Origin of the sequence: Dyella choica (assembly GCF_003977665.1) — a bacterium.
GTDB classification, from domain to species: domain Bacteria; phylum Pseudomonadota; class Gammaproteobacteria; order Xanthomonadales; family Rhodanobacteraceae; genus Dyella_B; species Dyella_B choica.
On sequence record NZ_RYYV01000009.1, the window covers coordinates 120,633 to 141,709 of the forward strand.

A 21,077-nucleotide genomic window follows, 5' to 3' on the forward strand; every position below is an offset into this window, starting at 1 on the left:
AGCAAAGCCGACGCGAGGAACGCTTGTCTACGCGCTGCCCTCGGCGACACGATCGTTCTGGTCAACCGTTCTGCAACGCCAGGTTCAGCACTTCAGCCAGCCGCCTGCCCGCTTCGCGCAGGCGGCTGTCGGCCACAGGCAGCTCGGTATCGATGTAGGCCTGATCGATCTTGTGACCGGCTGGATAGATATCGCGCGTGATCTGACAGGACTCTTCCGCCCATTGCGCCACCGGCTGGTCGAGCGGCGCGATCGGCTGCGGCAGCGGGGCAACGCCTTCGGCATCAAGCCGCTTGGCGTAGCTCTTCCAGTCCAGTCCACGCGTGCCCAGCAGGCCCGAATCCCACACCCGGTGCAGGTTCGAGCCTTGTCCCTGGAATTGCACCTGATAGGCGTTGCCGCCGGCATCGTCGCGATAGCCCGCGTGCAGCGGCTGATGCAGGTCGCCGATGAAATGCACCACGAACTTGAGCGCCTCTAGCCGTGCCGCATCCGGCTGGCTGCGATCGCCCAGGATGGCTACGTAACGCGGAATCGCCTCCACCACACACTGCCCGTCCTTGCAATCGCGCGGCGGCACGTACTTGCACGAAGGATCGCGAAAGTTGACGTAATGCAGGGTGCGCGTTTCCTTCCACAGTTCCTGCTGCTTGGGATCGTTGCGGATCTCGTCCGGCCAACTGGCAATATCGGCCAGCGACTTGGTGTGGTCCAGGGCCAGCAGGTGCTCTACCTCTGCCCGCGCGGCCGGGCTCAGATGGCGCTGGGCCAGTTCCGCCACCACGCTGTGTCCCAGCGGTCCCCATGCGTAGGCGGCGGGTGCGACGGTCAGCGCGGTGAACAAGGCTGCGGCAAGGCGACGGACGGAAACCATCGGGTACCCCTTGGAAACAAGTGCGGAATGATGCCACACGCGTCATGACAATCCGACGTGAACGGCATGCCCGGATGAGGGAGACGGCCGGTTCGGGCTAGAATGCGGGTTTTGGCGGCCAACGAGCCGCCGTTTCGCTGCCCCATCATCCTTTGGAGGACGCTGTCTCATGGCCATCAAGGTCGCCATCAACGGTTACGGTCGCATCGGCCGCAATACCCTGCGTGCGCTGTACGAAGCCAAGCGCACGAATGAAATCCAGATCGTCGCGGTCAACGACCTCGGCAACGCCGAAACCAACGCGCACCTTACCCAGTATGACACCGCCCACGGTCGGTTCCCCGGTGAAGTGTCGGTGGATGGCGGCGAGCTGGTCGTCAATGGCGACCGCATCAAGGTCTGCGCCGAACGTGATCCGGCCAAGCTGCCCTGGGGTGAGCTGGGCATCGACGTGGTGCTGGAATGCACCGGCCTGTTCACCTCCAAGGCCAAGGCCGGCGCGCACCTCGCGGCCGGCGCCAAGAAGGTGATCATCTCCGCGCCCGGCGACAAGGATGTGGACGGCACGTTCGTGTATGGCGTGAATCACGACCAGCTCACCGCCGCGCACCAGGTGATTTCCAACGCTTCCTGCACCACCAATTGCCTGGCGCCGCTGGCCAAGGTGCTGCACGAAAAGATCGGCATCGTGCACGGCCTGATGACCACCATCCACGCCTACACCAACGACCAGGTGCTGACGGACGTCTACCACTCCGACCTGCGCCGCGCCCGTTCGGCCACGCATTCGCAGATCCCGACCAAGACCGGTGCCGCCGCGGCGGTGGGCCTGGTGCTGCCGGAACTGTCCGGCAAGCTGGACGGCTTCGCGATCCGTGTGCCGACCATCAATGTGTCGGTGGTCGACCTCTCCTTCGTGGCCGCGCGCAACACCAGCAAGGAAGAAATCGACGCCGCCATCAACGAAGCTGCCAACGGTGCAATGAAGGGCATCCTGGCGGTCAACACCAAGCCGCTGGTGTCGATCGACTTCAACCACAATGCCCACTCCTCCATCTACGACTCGACGCAGACGCGCGTGATGGGCGGCACCCTGGTAAAGGTGCTGAGCTGGTACGACAACGAGTGGGGCTTCTCCAACCGCATGCTGGACATGACCAAGGCCTTGGTGGCGGCGAAGTAAGCCCAAGCTCCCCAGTTCACACAAAAAAAGCCGCCCTCGGGCGGCCTTTTTTTGGGGAGGTACAGAATCCCTAGCGCCGAAAGCGCACGAACGCTCGCTTGGCAAGATAAAGCAGGTGGCCGGTCAAGCCGCTGTCCTGTGCGGCACGCAACGCCGTGTTGTCCGTGTAAAGCATGCGGATATGTGCATCCCGCTGCTCCAACAGCTGCTTGATCTCCGCCAGATCGCCGCGCGTGAGCGCATGCCCCTCGGTGAAACGCTCGGACAACTGGCGGTTGACGTAGAAGGTGGTATGCCGCCCCGCGGTTTCTTCCGCCGGACGATCCTTGGTGTAGAAATACAGCGCCACAGAACGCCGCGTCATGTCGGCCTGTGCCTCGGGCAAGCGAATGGGATCAAAGCCATGCCATGAACGCTCCGAGGTTTCGAAGATCACGCAGCGATTGAACGCCGGGCTTACCAGGCGCGAAGCGCGGCCGTCCACATGCGGATCCCGGAACAACTCCAGGCAGCCACCCCACGCCTCCTCCCATTCGTGATTGAGATAGACGATGAGATTGAGTCGGCGATGCCAGCGTTCGCTGGGGTGATAATTGAAATCCACGTGCGCATCCAGCGACATGCCGTTGCGGTTTTCGTGCGTACCGCCCCCCAGATACCATGGATCATAGATCAAGCCATCGATGCCGGTGACGCGACCGACCACGTCCAGGAATGCCGGGCTTTGAATCGCATCGTCCAGCTGCTGGTAAGCCGGCCCCAGGCTTCGCACCTTGGCAAGCGTGGATTTGCCGCCAGGCTCACCGCCGTCACCGATGTAATTGCCGCGCTCGAAAGCGGGAAAAGCATCCAGCAAGGCCTGCGCGAAAGCCGGCTCGAGAAAGTCGTCGATGACGACGTGCGGAAACGGTGTCGCGGCCGCGAATTCCCCGGAATACTCGGCCAGCTTGGCCAGTACGGCCGGATTGATGATGGCGGTTCCTGCAGCAGCTTGCATGCAATCCCTTTTCGTCGGTATCTGGGCGCTCCACCAAGGATCGGCGCCGACCATGGCTCTTGCGCATGGGAGCTGGCATTCTAGCAATTTGGCCTTCGCCAAGAGCAGGCCGGGCGCCGATGCGCCTCGTTCATGGCCATGGAGAAAAACCGGCTTATGCCCCCATCGCAACAAAACCTCGCCGGCAGCAAGCAGGTGTTCGGCATCCTGTTCACCGGCTATCTGCTCTTCGTGCTCTACCCGATTCTGCGTGCAGACCGCCCCTGCAACGACGATATGGCACGCATGCTTTCGGGGGCGTACAGCTGGAACGACAACGGGCGCCCGCTCACTACCGCCTTGATGCGCCTGCTGGAAGGAAACCTGCCACGCCTGGTCGATTTTTCGCCCATGCCACAGATCCTCGCCATCGCCCTGCTGGCCTTGGCCGGGGTGCTGATCGCGCGCCGCCACGCCATCCAGTCGCCATGGCTGGCCGCCATGCTCGTGCTGCCTTTGGGCGCGCAGCCGTTTTTCCTGGAAAACCTCTCGTTCCGCTTTGACGCAGTCGCCATGGGTGCGTCTGTGCTGCTGGCCGTGCTCCCGGTGAGCGTGTGTCGTGACAACCTGCGCGGCTTCGCCCTGGGAGCGCTTGCGCTGCTCGGTTGCCTGTGCAGCTACCAACCATGCCTGAACGTATTCCTGATCTTCATGCTGCTCGATCTGGTGGCGGCGCAGGCTCGCGATGAGAAACCGCAGCGTGTGGCGCGACTGGCCGCGTTCTACGTCGGCGAGGCACTGCTGGCCATGCTCGTTTACCAATGGAAGGTGGCGCCCTCGATCAAGGACTGGATCCACGAGCACAGCCAGATGATCCACAGCCCACAGCAGTGGGACGTGGTCATCGGCAATGCGAAGAACATGGCTGCCTTCCTGCTTCACGCACTGGCGCGGCGCTGGACGCCCGTACTTGTCTGGCTCCTCGCGCTCACGGCATTGGCTCCCGCCACCATCGGCCTGCATTACGCGTTTGCATCCAGCGGGACGCGAACCCAGCCTATGTGGATCAGGTGCGGCCTGGCGCTCTTCGCGATCCTTCTGCCGTTAGTCGCCCTCGCCTGCGTGGCCGGCCCCATGTTGCTGCTGGTCTCGCCGATCATTTCGCCAAGGGTGTTTCCCGGGGTGGGCGCACTGATGGTCGCAAGCCTGGTCACCTTGCACATCGCATTGCGCAAATGGGGTGCCGGCTGGAGCCATGCGCTCTGCTTCACGGTAGCCGGAGTCTGGGCGCTGGGTATGCTGGGCTTTGCCAGCATCTACGGCAACGCGCTGTCCGCGCAAAAGCAATATGAAACGCAGATCGCCTCACAGCTTGCCAACGATCTGGCCGAGCTCCAGCAAAAACAGGGCATCACCCGCTTCCTGATGGACGGCTCGGCCGGCCTGTCGCCGCTTTCCGCCCATGCGGCCGAAGTCTTTCCGGTGCTCAACGTCCTGGTCTCGCCCTACCTGGTGGGGAACGACTTCCACTCGCGCAATTTCGTCAAGCTGTTCGGCACCGGACTGGACGAGGCCAGGCAGGATCCGACCGGCAATGCCGCGGCCGACGCGCTGCTGCTGCGTGCCTGTGATGCGCCGGCCGTCTACGTGAGAAACCGTTACGCGCTGCGCGTGGTCGACACTACCGCCGTGGTGACCTTCCCGGGCGGGCGTCCCTTGTCCTGTCCGGGCGGCTCGTCGAAGTCCTGAGCCGCCCCCATCGCAGCCCAAGCGGCATCCTGCCACGGGGAATACGATGGTCGGGGGAGTATCATGGCGGCATGCAAGATGCAAAGCTCGATGCTGCACAAATCGCTCGACTCGTTGATCGCTTTTACGAGAAGGTGCGCGCCGATTCCCTGCTCGGCCCCGTGTTCAATGCCGCCGTTCACGACTGGGTCGAACACAAGCTCACGCTGACTTCCTTCTGGTGTTCCGTAGCTTTAGGCGCCAATAGTTATCGCGGAAACCCAATGGCCGTTCATCGCATGCTGCACGGCATCCGCACCGAACATTTCGAGCGCTGGCTGTCGCTGTGGCAGAACACCACGCGCGAGGAACTGGACGAAGCCGGCGCCAGACTGATGCTTGGGCACGCCGACCGTATCGGGCGCAGCCTGCGGCTGGGCATGGGCCTGCAGGAACGCATTGGCGTGCGCCCATTCTCCATTCCAGTGATCGGGCGCGGCTAGGCACACGCCCCGGCATTGACCTGCCGCCCCGTACGTCGGGCGCTGTTCGCGTAGGCTGGGATGACAATCCCAGCTTTGATCGCAGCCAACCGATGCTGGGATTGTCATCCCAGCCTACGCAATGGTGCGTCACCAGGGTCGATGCTAACCAGTAGCTTACTGGAGAGCCTGCAGCGCAGCGTCGTAGTTGGGTTCGTGGGCGATCTCCCCGACCAGCTCGGTATGCACCACCTTGTCTTGCTCGTCCAGCACCACCACGGCACGTGCAGCCAAACCGGTCAGCGGGCCGGACGCGATCGCCACGCCGTAGTCCTGCAGAAAATCATGGCCGCGCATGGTCGACAAGGTCACCACGTTGTCCAGACCTTCTGCACCACAGAAGCGCGCCTGGGCGAACGGCAGGTCTGCCGAAATGCACAGCACCACCGCGTTGTCGAGCTGACTGGCCTTCTCATTGAAGCGGCGCACCGATGTTGCGCAAGTCGGCGTGTCCACACTCGGGAAGATATTCAGCACCTTGCGCTTGCCGCTGAATTTGTCCAGCGCGGCATCGGACAGGTCCTTCGCCACAAGTTTGAACGCGGGCGCTTTGCTGCCAACAGCAGGTAGTTGGCCGTCGACTTGAACCGGATTGCCTTTGAGGGTCACTTGGGACATATGCTGCTCCTGGCGTCGGTGAGAAAGGGACACGCGAAGATAACGCCGACAGCCCTGCGCGTCACCCCTTCCTTTCCGGCCAGCACCCTGCGGGCACGGCAGCTTACTTCAGCGGCGAAACAACCTGCTCGATGGCGCCGAAGATCGAGGCGCCTTGGAGGTCGGTAATTTCGATCCGCAGCGTATCGCCAAACTTCAGGAACGGCGTGCTGGGCTTGCCGTCGCGCAACGTTTCCACTGTGCGCTGCTCAGCCAGGCAGGAAGCTCCCTTGCTGGTGTCCTGGTTGGCAATGGTGCCGGAGCCGACGATGCTGCCTGCGGTAAGCGGCCGCGTTTTCGCCGCATGCGCCACCAACTGCGCGAAGTTGAACTGCATGTCGACGCCGCACTCGGCTTCGCCGAACCACTGGCCATTGAGCCAGGTGCGCATCGGCAGATGCAGCTTCTCGCCTTGCCATGCATCGCCCAGTTCATCCGGCGTGACGAACACCGGCGACAGCGCCGAACGAGGCTTGGACTGCAGGAAGCCGAAACCCTTGGCCAATTCAGCCGGGATCAGGTTGCGCAGGCTGACGTCGTTGACCAGACCGACCAGCTGGATATGGGCGACGGCCTGTTCGGGAGTCACGGCCATCGGCACGTCGTCGGTGATGACGACCACCTCGGCTTCCAGATCGATGCCGTAGTCTTCACTAGGTACCACCACAGGATCACGCGGCCCCAGGAAACCTGCACCGGTTGCCTGGTACATCAGCGGATCGACATAGAACGATTCGGGCACTTCCGCGCCACGCGCACGGCGAACGCGCTCCACGTGCGGCAGATAGGCACTACCGTCGACGAATTCATAGGCGCGTGGCAGAGGTGCCGCCAGGACCGACGAATCCAACGCAAAAGCATCTGCCGCCTTGCCGGTATTGAGCTCGTCCGACAAGGCGTTCAAGCGCGGCGCAACATTCGACCAATCGTCCAGCGCCGCCTGCAGGGTCGATGCGATGCCGGTTGCCTTGACTGCCTGCTTCAAATCGCGGCTTACCACGATCAGCGTGCCGTCACGGCCACCTTCCTTGAGACTGCCCAGTTTCATGCGTTCACTCCGTCGGCTGCCTTATGCGCAACCTTCCACGTAATCGATCTGCGGCGACACATCTGCGCGCGCCCGCTTATTTTGCCAGTGACTGCCGTTTCGCACAGCCCGCTTACGCACGCTGCGGATCGAAATGCCTGGCGATGCCCTGCCAGCACTGGTAGTAGTCGTGCTGCAGCTGCGGCGCGTCGAGCGCCTGCCGGGTCGGATGGATCACCTTGCGCGTTTCGAACATGAAAGCCATCGTGCCAGTAATGTGATCCGGTTTGCCGACGTCAGCCTTGCTGGCCTTTTCAAAGGTCGCCGCATCCGGACCATGTCCGCTCATGCAGTTGTGCAGGCTGGCGCCGCCCGGCGCGAAACCACCGGCCTTGGCGTCATAGACACCTTCGATCAGGCCCATGAACTCGCTGGCGACATTGCGATGGAAATACGGCGGCCGGAACGTACGCTCGGCCACCAGCCAGCGCGGCGGGAAGATCACGAAATCCACGTTCGCGGTGCCGGGCGTGTCGCTCGGCGATGTAAGCACGGTAAAGATGGATGGATCAGGGTGATCCACGCTGATGGAGCCCACCGTGTTGAAGCGGGTGAGATCGTATTTGTAGGGAGCATAATTGCCGTGCCAAGCCACTACGTCCAGCGGCGAGTGACCGATGCCTGCTTTCCACAATGCGCCCTGGAATTTCGCGACCAGCTCGAAATCGCCCTCGAGGTCTTCATAAGAAGCATGCGGGGCGAGGAAATCGCGCGGCAACGCCATGGAGTTGGCGCCGATCGGGCCCAGGTCAGGCAGGCGCAACAGCGCGCCGAAATTTTCCGCGACGTAGCCGCGTGCCTCAGCATCCAGCAGTTCCACGCGAAATCGCACACCACGCGGTATCACCGCGATTTCCAGCGGCTTGATTTGCAGCACGCCCAGCTCGGTGGCGATGTTGAGGCGCCCCAGCTGCGGCACGATCAGCAGCTCGCCGTCCGCGTCGTAGAAGTAGCGTCCCTGCATCGAACGATTGGCGGCATACAGGTGGATGCCGCAACCGGCCTGCTCGGCCGGACCGCCGTTGCCGGCGATCGTCACCAGCCCGTCGACAAAGTCCGTCGGTGTAGACGGCAGCGGCCACGGGTCCCAGCGCAGCTGATTCGGGGTAGCGGGTGCTTCGTCGAAACGGTTGTGGAAGCTGGCATGGGCAAGCGGCTCGAACGGCTTGTGCATCGCAGCCGGCCGAATGCGGTACAGCCAGCTGCGCCGGTTGCCGTGGCGCGGCGCGGTGAAGGCAGTGCCGGACAACTGTTCCGCATACAAACCATGCGCTACCCGCTGTGGCGAATTCTGGCCCACCGGCAGCACGCCAGGAATGGCCTCGCTGGCGAACTCATTGCCGAAGCCGGATTGGTAGCCGTTCGATTCCATCATGAAGTCGTTCTCGCACCATGCATTTTTCTGCCGCCATTCCCGCGAAAGCGGGAATGACGGCGCCGAGAAAAAGACGTCGTCCCCTCCGAATGGGGAGCGCGTTATAGTACTCCGCGACGCATCTGATCACGCTCGATCGACTCGAACAGTGCCTGGAAGTTGCCTTCGCCGAAGCCCTCGTTGCCCTTGCGCTGGATGATCTCGAAGAAGATCGGGCCAATGTTGTTCTGCGTGAAGATCTGCAGCAGTTTGCGCTGCTTGGTTTCCGGATCGGCGTCGATCAGGATCTTGTTCTTCTCCAGGCGCGGCACGTCCTCGCCGTGATTGGGGATACGCTGATTGATCACCTCGTAATAGGTGTCCGGCGTATCCAGGAACTGCACGCCTTTGGCGCGCATCGCTTCCACCGTCTCGTAGATGTTGTCGGTGAAACAGGCGATATGTTGGATGCCTTCGCCGTGGTATGCGTCCAGGTATTCGTTGATCTGGCTCTTCGGGTCGCTCGATTCGTTGAGCGGAATGCGCACGATGCCGTCCGGCGCGGTCATCGCCTTCGACACCAGGCCGGTCTTGGCGCCCTTGATGTCGAAGTAGCGGATCTCGCGGAAGTTGAACAGGCGCTCGTAGTAGTCCGACCACTTCTGCATGTTGCCGAAGTAGAGGTTGTGCGTGAGATGGTCGATGAAGGTGAGGCCGAAGCCGAACGGATTTTGGGCGGTGCCGGGCACCGGTTCGTAGTCGCCGTCATAGATGCTGCCGGCGCCGGCGTAGCGATCCACCAGGTACAGCATGCAATCGCCGATGCCCTTCACCACCGGCGCATCCACTGCCTTGCTATCGACCTTGGCCGTCAGCGTCTCGCCGCCATTGGCCAGCACCGCCTTCAGCACTTCACTCGCAGGCTTGCTGAAGCGGATCGCGAAGCCGCAGGCGCAAGGGCCATGCTTGGCGGCGAATTCGGCGGCGAAGGAATCCGGGTCTTCGTTCACCAGGAAGTTGACGCCGCCCTGGCGATAGACGGTAATCGGCCGGCGCTTGTGCTTGAGCACTGCGGCAAAGCCCATGTTCTGGAATAAGCTGTGCAGTTCGCCACTGCGGCCCGCCGGGGCGGCAAATTCAACGAATTCGAATCCGTTGATGCCCATGGGGTTCTCGAAGGTGGTGACCTGCATGCCGAGATTGGGTTGGGCGGTCATGGCGCTCTCCTGGTGAAGTTGACGCACGACGGAGGCAGGGTCAGCGTGCCACCATCAAGCTCAGCCCATCCTTATAGTTACAATTGAAACTAATTGCAAGGAACACCGCCGCAAATGTCCCACCCGCGCAAGCCCGCCCCCGCCGGAGCCGAACACGCCCCCCTCGAACTGGAGCGTTTCCTGCCCTATCGACTGTCGATTCTTTCGAACACGGTGAGCCAGACGATCGCCAACGACTACCAGCGCCGTTACGATCTCAGCATGACGGAGTGGCGCGTGATGGCGGTGCTGGCCCGATTCCACGGGCTTTCCGCGCGTGAAGTGGCGGAACGCACGGCGATGGACAAGGTGGCGGTCAGCCGGGCGTTGGCCCGCCTAGTCGAGGCTGGCCGAGTGCACCGGGAAACCCATGGCAACGACAAGCGCCGTTCCGTGCTGAGCCTGACCGAAGCCGGCTGGGTCATCCATGACGACGTGGCGCCGATGGCGCGCGCGCGCGAACGGGATGTGCTCGCCAAGCTCGACGAGGAAGAGCGCCAGTGGCTGACGCGCATCCTCGACAAACTGCTGGATGAGGTGCCTGGTTTGAACAGCCGGTGAGCGCTGAACGAGTTCAGCGCTGCATGCCTGCCACTTACTTCACCCCGTGCATCAAACGGTTCACCAACGGCGAAATCAGCAGCAGCAGGACGCCTGAGCCGGCCAGCACATAGAAGCAGAAGGTGAAGCCGCTCAGTGCCGAGGCCGCGGTCATGCCGGTGGCGCCGCTGATGTGCGAAGCCAGCATGCCGGAGAGGTTGCCCCCCAGCGCCGTGGACAGAAACCAGCCGCCCAGGCCCAGGCCCACCAGGCGTGGCGGGGCCAGCTTGGTCACCATCGACAGGCCGATCGGCGATAGGCACAGCTCGCCCACCGACTGGAACAGGTAGCACATCGCCAAGGGCCAGAACGGAATCAGGCCGTGGCTGTCGAGCAGATGCGACAGCGCATAGATCAGGCTCAGGAAGCCGACGCCGTTGAACACCAGCCCCAGGCCGAACTTGCGTGGAATGGAAGGCTCCTTGTGGCGGCGGGCCAGCACAGCCCAGGCAAACGCTGTCGCCGGCGCCAAGGCCACCACCCAAAGCGGCGTCATGGACTGGAACCAGCCCACCGGGAACACCCAGCCGCCGATCATCTGCCGATCCACCAGGTTTTCGGCCAGGAAATTGAAGGTAGTGCCGAACAGGTAATAGAACACCCAGAACAACACATTGAAGGCGAAGATGATCAGCATGGCGATCACGCGGTGGAGCTGCACCCGATCGTGGCGCAAGGCTTCGGCGACCAGCACCACCACCATGCCGACGAACAGCACGCCCATCACCCATTGCAGGCCGACCGCACCGAGCTTGGCCAGCAGCAGATAAGTCACCGGCACCGCGACCGCGACGCCGACAAGCACTTTCGCTACGCGCATGCGGCTTTCGCTGCCCGGCGCCGGGCGCCCTACGCCGCGCAGGCCACGCCGCCCGAACCAGAACCACAACAGGCTCAGGAGCATGCCCACGCCGGCTGCCGCGAAGACGATGCGGAAGTTCTGCTGCAGCGGTGTCTTGGTGAAATAGCTGGCCATCCAGCCCGTGATCAGCGGCGCCAGGAAGGCACCGCAGTTGATGCCCATGTAGAACAGCGTAAAACCGCGGTCACGGCGTTCATCGCCTTGCGCATAGAGCTGCCCCACCATCGAGGAAATGTTCGGCTTGAACAAGGCGTCGCCCACGATGACCATCGCCAGGCCGAACAGCAAGGCATCGCGGCTGGGGATCATCAGCACGAACAAGCCCGCCGCCATGACCACGGCGCCAAGCAGGATCGAGCGCTGATAACCGATGATCTTATCGGCTACATACCCCCCGAACACACCGAAGGCGAACGCCAGCGCCACATAGGCTCCAAAGATGCTACTGGCCCAGCCTTGCCCGGTGGGATCGCCGTTGTAGAACTGCGCCACCGCATACAACGCCAGCACCCAGCTGAGGCTGTAGTAGGCGAAGCGCTCCCAAAACTCTGTCATGAACAGCATCCATAACGGTCGTGGATGACCGAACAGCTGCGGAAAGTCGGGCGTAGCTCGGACGCCGGCTTCGGAATGCTGGTTCACTTAAGATTCCCCCGGGGGTATTGGACCTAAGAAGATGTAACGGGCCTGGTGCGTTCAAGTCAAACGCGATGCAGCAACTTTAGCCGCCGTCCCTGCCGCAGCCCATTGTGTTTGTGCCGGATTGATCGACGGTATGGGCTAAAAGCACCTAAGTGCTGCCAAGCACCGTTCGCACATCCAGCAACTCCGGGAAAAATTCCAGCTCCAGCGCCTTCCTCAAAAACGCCACGCCCGAGGAACCTCCGGTACCAGGCCGGTGTCCGATGATCCGTTCCACCGTTTTCATATGGCGGAAACGCCAAAGCTGGAAACTCTCCTCGACGTCCACCAACTGCTCGCACATGTGGTACTCGGACCAAAACACCGAACGCTGTTCATAGATGCGCTTGAAGACCGGCAATAGACCCTCATGGCGCTGATACGGCTCACTCCAGTCCCGCTCCATCCTCTCGGCCGGCACGGCATGGCCGCGGCGGGCGAGGTAGCGCAGGAATTCGTCGTACAAGCCGGGGGTCTGCAGCACCTCGCGCAAACGCGCCTGTGCAGCCGGGTCATAGTCAAACACCTTCAGCATCTGCGCGTTCTTGTTGCCCAGCATGAATTCGATCAGGCGGTACTGCAGCGACTGAAAGCCCGACGACGAACCCAGCGCGTCGCGGAATTCGAGGTATTCGGCCGGCGTCAGCGTCTCCAGCACTGCCCATTGCTCGAACAGCTGCCGCTGCACATGCTTCACGCGCGCAAGAACTTTCAGGCACTCGTTCACGTCGTCGATACGCAGATGAGCGATGGCCGCCGTCAGCTCATGGATGACCAGCTTCATCCACAGCTCGGCCACCTGATGCATCACGATGAACAGCATTTCGTCGTGCTGCGGCGGCTGGGTGAGCGGCTGCTGTGCACCAAGCAATTGATCCAGCCGCAAATAGCCGGCATAGGTCATCCGGCCGCTCAGGTCCAGTTCGATGCCTGCCTCGAGGTCCCGCTGGTTATCCGTCATGACGCCCATAAACCCGCAAAAAGATTCATGTTACCCGCTATGAAGAACGCCCACGTACGGGCTCGCATGCTGCAGTGTACCTTGCGGCGGAAAATGGCGCCCTGCTATTAATTGGTGTTTGTCTGGGTCCAGAGGATGTTTTGACGGCACACACATCGCGGTAATGCCCGCGTAAAATACGTCAAAGCATCCTTAAGCGCGTTCGGCCCCACTGGATGGGCCGCGCCTCCCCCGCAGCGTTTTCCCCTACCCCACCCGGGAGCGAGTCGTGTCCATCGCCGCCAAGTTTGAAATCGAATATCTGCAATATCTCGATGCCGAAGGCAAGCAGGTTCGTGATGACCTGCCCGAATTCGCCAAAGACCTCGACCACATGGTCGAGTTGTACAAGCTGATGATGTCCACCCGCGTGTTCGACGCGAAGTCGGTAGCGCTGCAACGTACCGGCAAGCTCGGCACGTATGCAAGCTGCCTCGGCCACGAAGCCGCGCACGTCGGCATCGGTAGCGCCATGAAGCCGGAAGACGTGCTGGCCGTGAGCTATCGCGAATACGGCGCGCAGCTGTATCGCGGCGTGCAGCCGCGCGAGGTATACATGTACTGGGGCGGCGACGAACGCGGCAACGATTACCAGAATGGCGCCGCGCGCCACGATTTTGCCTGGTCGGTGCCGATCGCCACGCAATGCCTGCATGCCGCCGGCACCGCACTGGCATTCAAGATCCGCAACGAGAAGCGCGTGGCCGTGTGCACGATCGGTGACGGCGGTTCGTCGAAGGGCGACTTCTACGGCGCCATCAACATCGCCGGCGCCCAGAACCTGCCGATGGTGGCCGTGATCGTCAACAACCAGTGGGCGATTTCGGTGCCGCGCAAGATCCAGTCCGGCGCGCCCACGCTGGCACAGAAGGGCATCGCCGCCGGCCTGTACTGCATCCAGGTGGATGGCAACGACATCATTGCCGTACGCAAGGCGATGGAAGATGCCCTCGAGCGCGCGCGCAACGGCGAGGGCGGCACCGTGCTGGAGCTGGTCACCTATCGCCTGAGCGACCACACCACTGCCGACGATGCGCGCCGCTACCGTGGCGAGCAGGAAGTGAAGGACGCCTGGGCGAAGGAGCCGATGACGCGCCTGCGCAACTGGCTGGTCGCCAAGAAAGTGTGGGACGACAGCAAGGAAGAGGCCTGGAAGGCCGAATGCGACGAGTGGATGGACAACGAGGTCAACGCCTACCTTGAAACCAAGACCCAGCCGGTGACGGCGATGTTCGACTACACCTTCGCCGAAATCCCCGCGGACCTCGCCAAACAGCGCGACCTCGCGCTCTCGCTCGACAAGAAGGCGCACTAAGCCATGGCACAGATCACTCTTATCGAAGCCGTCACCCAGGCTCTCGCTTATGAAATGGCCCGTGACGACAGCGTTGTCGTGCTGGGCGAAGACGTCGGCGTCAACGGTGGCGTGTTCCGCGCCACCCAGGGCCTGCAGGAAAAATTCGGCCCGCTGCGCGTGCTCGACACGCCGCTGGACGAAACAACCATTGCCGGCGTCACCGTGGGCCTTGCCGCCGCAGGCATGAAGCCGGTCGCCGAGGCGCAGTTCGAAGGCTTCATCTATCCGATGATGGAGCAGATCGCCTGCCACGCCGCACGCATGCGCAACCGCACGCGTGGCCGCATCACCGTGCCGGCGGTGTGGCGCGCGCCGTGGGGCGGTGGCATTCGCGCGCCGGAGCATCACTCCGAGGCGAACGAGCACCTGTTCACCAACATCCCGGGCTTGCGCGTGGTCATGCCCTCTTCTCCAGCACGCGCCTACGGCCTGTTGCTGGCCGCGATCCGCGATCCGGACCCGGTGATGTTCTTTGAACCCAAGCGCATCTATCGCCAGTACAAGGAAGAAGTGCCGGATGATGGCGAGGCGCTGCCGCTGGACGTGTGCTTCGTGCTGCGCGACGGCACCGACGTCACCATCGTGACCTGGGGCGCGCAAGTCAAGGAGGCGCTGGAAGCCGCAGACGCGCTCGCCGAGGAAGGCATCAGCGCCGAAGTGATCGACGTGGCCACCCTCACGCCGCTTGATTTCGACACCATCGCCGAATCGGTGCAGAAGACCGGCCGCTGCGTGATCCTGCACGAGGCGCCCAAGACGGCGGGCTTCGGCGCGGAAATCGCCGCCCGTATCGCTGAGGAATGCCTGTACGACCTGCTCGCCCCGGTGGAGCGCGTGACCGGCTGGGATACGCACATTCCGTTGTTCCGTCTGGAAATGAAATACCTGCCAAGCGCCGAGCGCGTGGTGGAAGCCGCCAAGCGCGCGCTGGCCGCGTCCTGACCTCACAACGAAGCGTCATTCCGGTTGCCGCCGGAATGACGCACAAAGCACATCAAGACTGATTACGGGAACCGAACATGGCCGACATCAAGACGTTCTACCTGCCGGACCTCGGCGAAGGCCTGCCCGACGCGACCATCGTCGAGTGGCACGTGAAGGAAGGCGATACCATCAAGCTGGACGCGCCGCTGGTGTCGATGGAAACCGCCAAGGCCGTCGTCGACGTGCCCTCCCCCTACACCGGCAAGGTCACCAGGCTGCACGGCGCCGCCGGCGACGTGATCGAGACCGGTGCCGCGCTGGCTGAATTCGAACCGGACCCGAACGCCAAGCAGCGTGCGGAAGCCGAAGCCACCGGCCATCATCACGGCCCCAAGAAGGCCGCCGCCGCGGAACCGAAGAAAGTCACCGCTTCGGATGAAGGCGGCGAGATCGAAACCAACGGCAAGGCCGAGCGCGAAGACGAGGGCACCGTGGTCGGCGCCATGGTCAGCGGCAGCCACGTACATGTCGAGCAGGCCTCCAGCGCTGGCGGTGTGAAGGCCGTACCGGCCGTGCGTGCGCTCGCCAAGAAGCTCAAGGTGGACATCACGCGTGTGCGCGGCACCGGCGCCGATGGCGTGATCACCCTGCAAGACGTGAAGAACGCCGCCACCAATGGCACCGCCGCGCTCGGTGCAGCCCCTGCGCGCGCGGTACCGGCTTCTGCCGGCCGCCATCTGGCTCCAGAGCTGCCGCAGCCGGAACCGGCACGCACCGCCATGTCGCTGGCCGGCAAACCGGTACGCACCGCGCCACCGAGCGTGCATGCAAGCGGCCAGCCGGAGCAGCTCAAGGGCGTCCGCCGCAACATGGCCCGAGTAATGTCCGAGGCGCACGCCAACGTGGTGCCTACCACGCTGGTGGACGATGCCGACCTGCACGCCTGGATCGGCAAGCAGGACATTACCGCGCGCCTGATCCGCGCCATCGTGGCTGCATGCAAGGCCGTGCCCGCGCTCAATGCCTGGTTCGACGGCAAGAACCTTACCCGCACGCTACACCCGCACGTGGACATCGGCATTGCGGTGGATACGGAAGACGGCCTGTTCGTACCGGCGCTGCGCAATGCCGACGTGCTGGACGGCGCCGGCATTCGCGCCGGCATCAAGCGCCTGCGCACGCAAGTGGAAGATCGCAGCATTCCGGCTACCGAACTCAGCGGCTACACCATTAGCCTGTCGAACTTCGGCATGTTCGCCGGCCGCTATGCCACACCCGTGGTCGTGCCGCCGTGCGTGGCGATCATCGGCGCTGGCAAGCTCAGCCATGATGTGGTGGCCGTGATGGGCGGCATCGAAGTGCATCGACGCATGCCGATCAGCCTCACCTTCGACCATCGGGCCGCGACGGGCGGTGAAGCGGCACGCTTCCTCAAGGCCTTGCTGGACGATCTGTCTTTGCCGAACTGATGCACGCCCAGCCACCGAAAAAGCGCCCGCAAGGGCGCTTTTTTTTGTGCCGGCTCAAGTTTGCTGCAGGAAGGCAGCCACGTGCGCAGCAACCGTCCCGGGCGCATCTTCGAGGCAGTAGTGCCCGACTCCTTCCAGCTTGTACACCGGTGCCTGCGCAAACAGCTCGCTGAACAGCGGCAGGAAATGTTCCGCCTGCAAGGTGCGGTCAGCCATGCCCCAGATGGCCAGCGCAGGCCTGGATTGAATCGCCCGCCTGGCCGCCGCGTCGGGCACCTCGAATTGATGGCTCCCCGTCGCGAAGCCCTTGGCCCAGCCGATCGCCCCCAGGCACTCGGCCGGTGTGGCGAAAGGTGCCGCATAGGCTTGCAGCCAGTTATCGCTGATCAGCGCATGGCGCTCGAAGCCATTGAGCTTCAACGTGCTCAGGATGTTGAAGCCGAGTTCGCCCAGCACGGCCTCAAGGCGGCCCTCCGCTTCAGCCTTCAGGATCCATTGAAACCATGGCGAAGCCTGCGCATTCGCGGTCAAGCGCTCGGCCAGGCGCGGCTGACCGAACGGCGTGGGCCCGTTGGTGGAAATGACCCGGCGGATGCGTTCCGGGTGCCGCGCGGCGAGTCCCATGCCGACCGGTCCACCGAAATCGTGCACGAGCAGGCTGATCTCGCGCAGATCCAGGCCGAGCACGAACCGTTCGAGATTGTCGACGTGATCCTGCAGCCAGTAGCTTCGGTCAGCCGGCGTGGCGCTCTTGCCGAAGCCCATGTGGTCGGGAACGACCACGCGGTAGCTGCCGCGCAATGCGTCGATCAGGTTTCGAAACAGATAGCTCCAGGTCGGCTCGCCATGCAGGCATAGGACGACCTGGCCGTCGCGCGGCCCCTCGTCGACGTAATGCATGCGCAAGCCGGCCGCATCGGTGAAATGCGGTGCATACGCGAAGGTGCCGTTGAACGTTTCGTCGGGCCCGACCATGATCTCGCTCCCTAGGTTTCAAATTGAAACTCATTGCTTTGTAGCAGACGAGGTTTTATGTTGCAACCTTACTTACAACGGCAACATCATGGTTAAACGAACCAGCCACGAGGATTCGCCATGCGGCGTCGCACGGCCCATGGACGCCATCGGCGACGGCTGGTCATTGCTGATTGTGCGCGATGCGTTCGATGGCTTGCGCCGCTTTGGGGAATTCCAGAAGAGCCTGGGGCTGGCCAAGAACATCCTGGCCGCTCGCCTCCGTCATCTCGTGGCACACGGCATCCTGGAAGCGGCCCCCGCCCCTGACGGCGGCGCTTACCAGGAATATGTCCTGACGGATAAAGGACGCGGCCTGTTTCCACTGCTCGTTGCGCTCAGGCAGTGGGGCGAGGAATTTTGCTTCGGACCGGGCGAAACCCACGTGCAGTTGGTGGATAGCAAGACCGGCCGCCCCGTACAAAAGCTTGAACCTCGCGCGCGGGACGGGCGCGTGCTGAAACCCGAAGAGACCTGCGTGCAACTGCCGTCGCGCTTGCCGAAGCGCAAGCGAAGCTGAAAGCCATCGAATCGGCGACAGGCATCGCGGGGTGCCCGCATGTCGATTCGCAATCACTGAAATATCGGTTTACCCCATGTTGGGCCGATTCCGTGGACGCATAGACTGCTTGCGCACTCCGTGCCCACCAAGGAATCCCCATGCATCCCCTACGAAAGCTTTTCATGTTCGGCATGATGGCGCTCGCCCTGGGCGTATCCGCGAGCCATGCCAGCACCAACGCGCAAGAACAGGCCCAGCGGAAGTCCGACTCGGCGAACCCGTCCGGCAGCATGCCGCCCCCCGCCTGGCTGGCCGGCACCTGGACCCTGGTCCGATGCGACAACGTCTACCCTGATGGCCATCGCGTCGAACTGTACGGCCCCCATCCACAAGGCCTGTGGATGATCGATACGCACGGCCATTACATGATGCTGATCGCGCGCGCGCAACGGGCCCCATTCGCCGCCGGCGACAAATCCAAGGGCACGCCTGAGGAATATCGCGCCGCGTCGCTGGACGTCAATGCGCACTATGGCAGCGTGAGCGTGCATGGCGATCAAATCAGCACGCATATCGAGCAGGCCTCCTTCCCCAACTGGATTGGTCGCGGCGGCAGCACCGGCTACACCCTACAGGGCAACGAGCTGACCTATATCGTTGCCAAGCCCAGCAGCGGCGCAGCAGAGGGCGCCCATGGCGAGGTGGTTTGGCAGCGCCTGGATTGAGCGACAGCGTATCAGGTGTATTCCGGCAATCCGGACGCAGCGATTCTCGTCAAGCGCTTGCCGTGCTCACCTGCAACGGCAGGCGCATGACGACTTCCAGGCCGCCGCCCTCAAGGTTTCGCGCCATCACTTCGCCACCATGCGCGTGCATCACCCGCTGCACGATCGCCAATCCAAGCCCATGCCCCGTGGCCTGCACCGCGTTCTTGCCGCGGAAGAATGGGCGGAACAACAGTTCCAGTTCCTCGCTAGGTACGCCTGGCCCGTGATCGCGAACGTGCAGCTCCACGCACGACTGCAGGCGGCCCAGATCGATTTGCACGGCGGCCTCGGGGGGACTGAACTTGATGGCGTTGGCAAGCACGTTGTCCAGCGCCCTCTCCAGCAGAATGCCGCTGCCCTGCACGGCGACCGGCCCGTCGTCGGTCCATTGCAGGACGATGCCGCGGGCTTCGGCATCGATGCGTGCCGCCGCCACGCGATCCCTGGTCAGTGCCGCCAGGTCGATCGATTCACGCACCATCCCCGGCAGGCTGCCTTCCAGCCGCGACAGCGCCAACATCTCGGCCGTCATGCGATCCATGCGTGCGATCTCGTGTTCGGCGCGCTCGAAGTGCGCTGCGGCGGCTCGCGGATCCGTACTGTGCTGGGCCAGGTCCAGAATCAGTTGCAATCGTGCCAGGGGCGAACGCAACTCATGCGAAAGGTCCTGCAATACGCCGCGCTCATGGACCACCAGATGTTCGATGCGCTCGGCCATGCCGTTGAAATCGCGTGCGAGCTGGCCCAGTTCGTCGTGCTGCCTGCTCCAGCGCCGGTCGACACGGGTGGAGAACTCGCCTCCAGCCATCTTGCGAGCGGCTGCGCGCATCGCTTCGACCGGCCGGGACACGCTGCGCGCTACCCACCAGCCGATGATCGCGATCAGCAGCAGGGAAAGGCCCAGCTGTACGCCGAGCAGGATCTTTTCGCGCGTGTGCCGCGGAATACGTGTCCGCGAGCTGCTTACCGCCACCAACTGTCGCACATGCCCGTCGTGGCCCGTTACGTTCTGCACGGCAATGTAGAAACCGGGCCATGGATTCAATGCGATGTCGTGTCCGGATGACAACCAGTCAGGCAAGGTGTCACGAACCGGCGGAGGCAGGCGGATATCGCGCAAGGGCCCTCCGTTTTCGTACAGCGTGGCATCCACGCCCTGTTCGCGCTCCTGCCTTACCCATGCACCCAGGCCGCTGTCCCCGCCTTTTTCATAGGCCTGCTCGGCCGCCTGCGCCATCGCCGGCCAATCGAAATCTTGCTGCATCGAATAAGCGATGAAGCTGTGCGTCAGCAGCCCGCCCAGCATCAGCACAATTACATTGGCGATGCAGACGGAGATCAGCAGGCGCCAAAACAGCGGGCTACGCAATGGGCTTGTGGATGGGTTCATGCCGATCCCATGCTGTTGGGCAGGAGCACATAACCCGCGCCGCGTACCGAGTCGATGCGCGGCGCCTGCGCCGATGCTTCCTGCAGTTTGTGGCGGAGCCGGCTGACGTGTACGTCGATGCTTCGATCGAAACGCTCCAGCTCACGCCCCAGTGCCACGCGAGTCAGTGAAGTCTTGTCGACCACTTCGCCGGCGCGCTGCGCCAACAGCAGCAGCAAGGCGAATTCCGCGCCAGTGAGATTGAGCTCTTGATCAGCCGCATACGCACGCCGTTCGGCAGGCAACAAGCGCAGCACGCCGGCAGTGAGCTCACCCGCCCTTTCCACCGTGTGGCGACGCAATTGCGCTCGCACGCGCGCCAGCAGCTCGCGCGGCAGGCACGGCTTGGAAAGATAGTCGTCCGCGCCCAGTTCCAGCCCGACCACGCGATCCACCGGCTCACCGCGCCCGGAAAGCATGATCACCGGCAACCGGTATTGAGCGCGCAGATCGCGCAAAGTATCCAAGCCGCTGCGGCCTGGCATCATCACGTCGAGTATCAATAGATCCGGACGCATGGCCGGATCGCGCAGGTGCGCCAGCACAGTTGCGCCGTCGTGCACCACATCGACCTGCAGGCCCTCGCGGCGCAGGTATTCGGCCAGCAGCGAGCACAGCTCGCGATCGTCATCACCAATCAAGATCCGGGACATCCGCCAAACCGTCGACAAGGCCTAACCTACTATCGCATGACAACGGCGATGGTCCTGCGGTCGCTGACACCGGACTAACTTTACCCTTCTTTACACCGCGGCAAAGCTCTTAAACCTGCCCCTGCTTTCCAATGCTCATGCAAGACCCTTCCCCCTAGCAGG

20 protein-coding genes are annotated in these 21,077 nt (G+C 63.1%); 9 read left to right on the top strand and 11 right to left on the bottom strand.

Going from position 1 to position 21,077, the window contains the following annotated elements:
* Nucleotides 1-61 precede the first annotated feature (61 nt).
* Nucleotides 62-874 (bottom strand): S1/P1 nuclease, encoded by an 813-nt coding sequence (locus tag EKH80_RS13495; RefSeq protein ID WP_126685294.1) that lies wholly within the window; start codon nucleotides 872-874, stop codon nucleotides 62-64.
* A 169-nt stretch (nucleotides 875-1,043) separates the two neighbouring features.
* On the opposite strand from EKH80_RS13495, the gene gap reads away from it, so the two are divergent.
* A complete protein-coding gene (gene gap, locus EKH80_RS13500) occupies nucleotides 1,044-2,057 on the top strand; it encodes a type I glyceraldehyde-3-phosphate dehydrogenase (RefSeq protein ID WP_126685295.1) in 1,014 nt (337 codons plus the stop codon).
* Between the two features lie 70 nt (nucleotides 2,058-2,127).
* Here gap and EKH80_RS13505 read toward each other — a convergent pair whose 3' ends face one another.
* On the bottom strand, nucleotides 2,128-3,054 hold the full coding sequence (locus tag EKH80_RS13505) for a 2OG-Fe(II) oxygenase (protein WP_126685296.1): 927 nt from the start codon (nucleotides 3,052-3,054) through the stop codon (nucleotides 2,128-2,130).
* Between the two features lie 156 nt (nucleotides 3,055-3,210).
* Between EKH80_RS13505 and EKH80_RS13510 the strand changes: the two genes are divergently transcribed.
* Nucleotides 3,211-4,782, top strand: coding sequence for a glucosyltransferase domain-containing protein (locus EKH80_RS13510; RefSeq protein WP_158628836.1), 1,572 nt, complete (start codon nucleotides 3,211-3,213; stop codon nucleotides 4,780-4,782).
* A gap of 71 nt (nucleotides 4,783-4,853) precedes the next feature.
* The gene (locus EKH80_RS13515; RefSeq protein WP_126685298.1) at nucleotides 4,854-5,264 is read left to right on the top strand and encodes a group III truncated hemoglobin; all 411 of its coding nucleotides are present in this window, start codon (nucleotides 4,854-4,856) and stop codon (nucleotides 5,262-5,264) included.
* Nucleotides 5,265-5,420: 156 nt separating this feature from the next.
* Here EKH80_RS13515 and tpx read toward each other — a convergent pair whose 3' ends face one another.
* The 4 genes from tpx to hppD all read right to left on the bottom strand — a co-directional run bounded on the left by tpx (nucleotide 5,421) and on the right by hppD (nucleotide 9,618).
* The gene (gene tpx / locus EKH80_RS13520; protein WP_126685299.1) at nucleotides 5,421-5,921 is read right to left on the bottom strand and encodes a thiol peroxidase; all 501 of its coding nucleotides are present in this window, start codon (nucleotides 5,919-5,921) and stop codon (nucleotides 5,421-5,423) included.
* A gap of 103 nt (nucleotides 5,922-6,024) precedes the next feature.
* The gene (locus EKH80_RS13525; RefSeq protein WP_126685300.1) at nucleotides 6,025-7,008 is read right to left on the bottom strand and encodes a fumarylacetoacetate hydrolase family protein; all 984 of its coding nucleotides are present in this window, start codon (nucleotides 7,006-7,008) and stop codon (nucleotides 6,025-6,027) included.
* Nucleotides 7,009-7,120: 112 nt separating this feature from the next.
* Nucleotides 7,121-8,419 (bottom strand): homogentisate 1,2-dioxygenase, encoded by a 1,299-nt coding sequence (gene hmgA / locus EKH80_RS13530; RefSeq protein WP_126685380.1) that lies wholly within the window; start codon nucleotides 8,417-8,419, stop codon nucleotides 7,121-7,123.
* A gap of 104 nt (nucleotides 8,420-8,523) precedes the next feature.
* Nucleotides 8,524-9,618, bottom strand: a complete 1,095-nt coding sequence (gene hppD, locus EKH80_RS13535) for a 4-hydroxyphenylpyruvate dioxygenase (protein ID WP_126685301.1) — start codon at nucleotides 9,616-9,618, stop codon at nucleotides 8,524-8,526.
* A 114-nt stretch (nucleotides 9,619-9,732) separates the two neighbouring features.
* Here hppD and EKH80_RS13540 point away from each other — a divergent pair, with 114 nt between their 5' ends.
* Complete coding sequence (locus tag EKH80_RS13540; RefSeq protein WP_126685302.1) at nucleotides 9,733-10,218, top strand: MarR family winged helix-turn-helix transcriptional regulator; 486 nt, start codon at nucleotides 9,733-9,735, stop codon at nucleotides 10,216-10,218.
* Between the two features lie 34 nt (nucleotides 10,219-10,252).
* Here EKH80_RS13540 and EKH80_RS13545 read toward each other — a convergent pair whose 3' ends face one another.
* Both EKH80_RS13545 and EKH80_RS13550 read right to left on the bottom strand, forming a co-directional pair.
* Nucleotides 10,253-11,761 (bottom strand): peptide MFS transporter, encoded by a 1,509-nt coding sequence (locus tag EKH80_RS13545; protein ID WP_126685303.1) that lies wholly within the window; start codon nucleotides 11,759-11,761, stop codon nucleotides 10,253-10,255.
* A 148-nt stretch (nucleotides 11,762-11,909) separates the two neighbouring features.
* Complete coding sequence (locus EKH80_RS13550) at nucleotides 11,910-12,761, bottom strand: tryptophan 2,3-dioxygenase (protein ID WP_126685304.1); 852 nt, start codon at nucleotides 12,759-12,761, stop codon at nucleotides 11,910-11,912.
* A gap of 268 nt (nucleotides 12,762-13,029) precedes the next feature.
* Here EKH80_RS13550 and pdhA point away from each other — a divergent pair, with 268 nt between their 5' ends.
* The 3 genes from pdhA (at nucleotide 13,030) to EKH80_RS13565 (ending at nucleotide 16,550) form a co-directional block, all read left to right on the top strand.
* On the top strand, nucleotides 13,030-14,115 hold the full coding sequence (gene pdhA, locus EKH80_RS13555; protein WP_126685305.1) for a pyruvate dehydrogenase (acetyl-transferring) E1 component subunit alpha: 1,086 nt from the start codon (nucleotides 13,030-13,032) through the stop codon (nucleotides 14,113-14,115).
* Nucleotides 14,116-14,118: 3 nt separating this feature from the next.
* Nucleotides 14,119-15,099, top strand: coding sequence for an alpha-ketoacid dehydrogenase subunit beta (locus EKH80_RS13560; RefSeq protein WP_126685306.1), 981 nt, complete (start codon nucleotides 14,119-14,121; stop codon nucleotides 15,097-15,099).
* Between the two features lie 77 nt (nucleotides 15,100-15,176).
* On the top strand, nucleotides 15,177-16,550 hold the full coding sequence (locus EKH80_RS13565; protein ID WP_126685307.1) for a dihydrolipoamide acetyltransferase family protein: 1,374 nt from the start codon (nucleotides 15,177-15,179) through the stop codon (nucleotides 16,548-16,550).
* A gap of 54 nt (nucleotides 16,551-16,604) precedes the next feature.
* Here EKH80_RS13565 and EKH80_RS13570 read toward each other — a convergent pair whose 3' ends face one another.
* A complete protein-coding gene (locus EKH80_RS13570; protein ID WP_126685308.1) occupies nucleotides 16,605-17,525 on the bottom strand; it encodes an alpha/beta fold hydrolase in 921 nt (306 codons plus the stop codon).
* A gap of 139 nt (nucleotides 17,526-17,664) precedes the next feature.
* On the opposite strand from EKH80_RS13570, the gene EKH80_RS13575 reads away from it, so the two are divergent.
* Both EKH80_RS13575 and EKH80_RS13580 read left to right on the top strand, forming a co-directional pair.
* On the top strand, nucleotides 17,665-18,084 hold the full coding sequence (locus tag EKH80_RS13575) for a winged helix-turn-helix transcriptional regulator (RefSeq protein WP_230473675.1): 420 nt from the start codon (nucleotides 17,665-17,667) through the stop codon (nucleotides 18,082-18,084).
* A 140-nt stretch (nucleotides 18,085-18,224) separates the two neighbouring features.
* Nucleotides 18,225-18,791, top strand: coding sequence for a lipocalin-like domain-containing protein (locus EKH80_RS13580; RefSeq protein ID WP_126685309.1), 567 nt, complete (start codon nucleotides 18,225-18,227; stop codon nucleotides 18,789-18,791).
* 49 nt (nucleotides 18,792-18,840) lie between these two features.
* Here the strand turns inward: EKH80_RS13580 and EKH80_RS13585 are convergent, their stop codons facing one another.
* Nucleotides 18,841-20,223: a sensor histidine kinase gene (locus EKH80_RS13585; RefSeq protein ID WP_126685310.1), complete on the bottom strand. Its 1,383-nt coding sequence runs from the start codon at nucleotides 20,221-20,223 to the stop codon at nucleotides 18,841-18,843.
* Nucleotides 20,220-20,915 (bottom strand): response regulator transcription factor, encoded by a 696-nt coding sequence (locus EKH80_RS13590; protein WP_126685311.1) that lies wholly within the window; start codon nucleotides 20,913-20,915, stop codon nucleotides 20,220-20,222. Before EKH80_RS13590 ends, EKH80_RS13585 begins: the two co-directional genes overlap by 4 nt.
* Nucleotides 20,916-21,077 lie beyond the last annotated feature (162 nt).